At 60.2% G+C, this 3,309-nt stretch carries 4 protein-coding genes and 1 pseudogene; 1 reads left to right on the forward strand and 4 read right to left on the reverse strand.

All coding sequences use genetic code 11. The features are described 5' to 3' along the window. Positions 1 to 53: 53 nt before the first annotated feature. The 4 genes and pseudogenes from EN925_RS29130 to EN925_RS29145 form a co-directional block, all read right to left on the reverse strand. Positions 54 to 1,073 (reverse strand): annotated as a pseudogene (locus EN925_RS29130) (lasso peptide isopeptide bond-forming cyclase); the annotation flags it as partial. Further along, a complete protein-coding gene (locus EN925_RS29135; protein WP_245460866.1) occupies positions 1,070 to 1,447 on the reverse strand; it encodes a lasso peptide biosynthesis B2 protein in 378 nt (125 codons plus the stop codon). The pseudogene EN925_RS29130 and the gene EN925_RS29135, both read right to left, overlap by 4 nt. Positions 1,448 to 1,631: 184 nt before the next feature. After that, on the reverse strand, positions 1,632 to 1,946 hold the full coding sequence (locus EN925_RS29140; RefSeq protein ID WP_013528114.1) for a PqqD family protein: 315 nt from the start codon (positions 1,944 to 1,946) through the stop codon (positions 1,632 to 1,634). Between the two features lie 137 nt (positions 1,947 to 2,083). After that, positions 2,084 to 2,236, reverse strand: coding sequence for a lasso peptide (locus EN925_RS29145; protein ID WP_010913078.1), 153 nt, complete (start codon positions 2,234 to 2,236; stop codon positions 2,084 to 2,086). A gap of 514 nt (positions 2,237 to 2,750) precedes the next feature. Between EN925_RS29145 and EN925_RS29150 the strand changes: the two genes are divergently transcribed. Then, on the forward strand, positions 2,751 to 3,309 hold a 559-nt coding region (locus EN925_RS29150), incomplete at its 3' end, for a nucleotidyltransferase family protein (protein WP_164894457.1).

Consider the following 3,309-nt stretch of genomic DNA (forward strand, 5'->3'; position numbering starts at 1 on the left):
TTGATGCCCTTGGCGCCGGGCCTGACGCTCACCCGCGGCATCTACCGGACTGCCGGCGCCAGGAACGTTCCTTCCTGTTCTTCCAGCACGCGCTCGAATTCGGCGAATGGGGCATAGTTGCCAACCGGGATCAGCGTCGCGTCGACCTTCTGCTGGTCGAGAACGGCATCGATGAAGGGCCGCTCGTCCATCGGCGAGCCCTTCTCGAAAATCAGCGAGAAGGTTGGCAGCTTCGGCTTGCGCGCGGCGGCATTCTGCAGGCCGGCGACACAGGCGATAGACGAGGAATCGAGGCCGCCGCTCAGCATTGCCCCGACCGCCGAGGTCCCTCGCATGCGGTTGCGCACCGATTGCGAGAACAGATGGGCGAATTCCTCCGATGCATCCGACCGCAAGGGCCGCGCCGACGGCTCGATCTGCCAGTATCGGCGCAGCATCACTTGTTGCGCGGTGACGGTTAGGCTGTGGCGGGCCGGCAGGCTGAATATATCGCTGTAGGGGGTCGACTGCGGGTCGTCGGGAAGCCCGGCCAGGAAGCCGGAGATCTGGCGCTCGCTGACACGTGCGCGGATACCCTCGACGCCCAGGATCGGACCGATCTCCGACGCAAAGGCAAAACGCCGGTCCGCCGCGTGGTAGTAGAACGGCTTGACGCCAAAATGATCGCGCGCGCAAAACAGCGATTGCCGCTCGTCATCCCAGATGGCGAAGGCGAAATCGCCTTGCAGATGCTCCGGGCAGGCTTCGCCCCAGCGCAGATAGGCCCGCATCAGCACGATCGCGTCGGCTACCGACTGGTCGCGGATACCGAGCCTGGCCAGCAACTCGTCACGGTTGTCCAGCCGGCAATCGGCGGTGATGGCGAGCCGGCCCCCAGCCATCGTCAAAGGGCCCGGACCGACTTCATCCGATGTGTTGAGCCAGGCGTGGCCAAGGGCGATGCTGGTGTCCAGCCACCAAGAACTGCCGTCAGGACCACGATGGCGCATGCGCGCCAGCATTTGCTGAATGTCGGCCGCCGCGACCGCCGGTGCGTTTGCTCCGCGCAACAGGATTCCGGCGACGCCGCTCATCGGCTGCCGTGGTCGACGAGATGGGCGAAGCCGTCGATCGATCCGCCAAGCACGATATGGTTGTCGCTGACCAGCCAGGCATGTGCTTTCAACTGCTCGCCTGTGCCACGTTCGATGCCGATGCGTATCGTCGATTCATTGCCTTGGCGGGCGAGAATATACTGGCCGGAGAGCGCCTGGGTCAGGCACGTGGCGTAAGGGACGAAACGGGCCGCGGCGGCAACGCCCCAGGCGACACGCCGCAGTTCGCCCATTGAGGCGCACTGCCGCGCGTCGAGGCGCGTCACCAGGCTGCGTACACGATTGTAGGACAACAGCGTCAGCCCCAGCCGAACTGTCGCCACCACCAGCAGGCAATAGCCAAGGAAGATCATTTCCGAGCCACTCAGGGAGAAAATCCTGACCAGCCCGCGCCGGCTCCCCCCGCGCTTCGTCTGCTTGACGTTTGTTTCTCTCGCCGGTTCCTGCCGTAAAGCCGTGGCCCGCGAAGACAAGGCCCGCGAAGACAAGGCCCGCGAAACCAGGGCCCGTGAAACCAGGGACTTGTGCTGGACCGGCTTAGACAAGTGCCTCATGATGCCGTCTCGCAAGCCCATTATCGGCCAGGCCCTTCAGCAATGCGTCGACATCGGCCTGGCAGCGCGCCGGGTCGACATTGTAGCGCGCAAGCACGGCGCTGCGGATGTCGCCGATCGACCGGGGTTCCTGGATCAAATCCCAGATGAAGGCGCCGACGCCATTCAGGCTGTAGTAGACATTGGATTTGAGATTGAGCAGCGCCAAGCCATCTCCGAACTCGCAAGCCACGGCATCCTTGGTCGCGCACACGCTATCGTGGTCGCCCAGATCACGGTCGGATAGCTCCCCGTTCATCCCCAAACCTCGCTGACAAAACGCTGCGACATCTCCAGGTGGCGCAGGAGAAATCGGGAGGCTGGCCCCCCGACCCCTCTTACGTCTGCTTTTGAATCCAGAGTCCCAACATGTCACTCTGGAATCGGCTGTAAGTCTCAGGAGAACGTCAGGTCGCCAATCGGCGTATGCGCGGGGAACGATGCGTCGATCGCCGTGCTGCCGCCGCCGCCCTGGGTGATGGTCTCAATCGAACCATGGACCGTCAGGCTTGGCGTTTCATATTCATGCTTTTCAACATTCTGTTCCATTTTACTCTCCGATTTAGGACTGGAAACGGCCTGTCGAGTGCCGTCAGCACTTTTATGCTGCAATGCAATAGCTGCACGGCAGCATTTATGAGTCAAGACTGTTTTACTTTCTGTTAATCAATTACGGTTGCTGGCGTCGTCACATGAGCGGCATGCCTAAAACTTGTCATTTTTTAGCCGATTCCTTGTGCACGACGATCGCGCCTGTGCTGATTCTTTAAGCATTTGATTTTGCTTGCATAAGCCGTTTGCGTTGTGCCTATATTTAGGCCTCTCTAATGAAAAGAATTTCCATTTGAGAAATCGTCCGGAGATTGCCTAAGCCGACGTGGCAAGAGACATTTCAACCGCGGTTTTCACTGCTTTCCGATGCCACCTCGATAGACGCTTTGGTGGCAAAAATTCGCACTGCAGAAGGAAAGGCTTTACGGCATCGAGGTTTTTGGTGATGCTTGCTTCGCACTTGCAGCATAAGTGTCGGCGCGAAACGCTTTCTTGGGAGACTGTGCGCTAAATGGCCTTGCCGGATGGCTCATACGAACGATTGCGCGCCGCCGGCTGTGCCGGCGAGGTGGCCTATGTGCAGGCTTGCCTGCGATTGTTTTTCGCCGGCCCGGGCGCGGGCGACGTTTCGATGCGCCATCTAGACGGTGAAAAAATTGCCGAGATTGCCAGGCTGAACAAGGTCGCCGTCTTTGTCCTCAAGGCGCTTTCGCGCGCACCCGCGCTTCAGAGGCCAACTAAGCTTTTCCAATGGCTCGACACCTACCGCAGGAAAACGGTTTCGATGAACGCGTCCTGCATCATGGATTCGATGGCGATCCAGGACGTGCTGCGCGCCAGCGAGATCGATTTCGTTTTTCTGAAGGGTCCGTTCCAGCAGCAACTTCTCTACGACGACCATTTTATGAAGCCCTCGGGCGATGTCGACATCCTGGTTTCGCCGCTCGGATTTTTCAGGGCGCGTGATGCGCTTCGCAAGATCGGCTATGAGGTATCAGGCAAGTCGAGCTCCGTCTGGTGGGTCCGCTTCCTCGGCGAACAGCACATGACCCGGGACGACGGGCCGAGGT

The organism is Mesorhizobium sp. M7A.F.Ca.US.006.04.2.1, from assembly GCF_004022915.1.
Taxonomy (GTDB): domain Bacteria; phylum Pseudomonadota; class Alphaproteobacteria; order Rhizobiales; family Rhizobiaceae; genus Mesorhizobium; species Mesorhizobium ciceri.

Coding starts and splice junctions, on each gene's coding strand:
- EN925_RS29135 (WP_245460866.1), bottom strand. CDS start 1,447: ATGATCTTCCTTGGCTATTGCCTGCTGGTGGTGGCGACAGTTCGGCTG.
- EN925_RS29140 (WP_013528114.1), bottom strand. CDS start 1,946: ATGAACGGGGAGCTATCCGACCGTGATCTGGGCGACCACGATAGCGTG.
- EN925_RS29145 (WP_010913078.1), bottom strand. CDS start 2,236: ATGGAACAGAATGTTGAAAAGCATGAATATGAAACGCCAAGCCTGACG.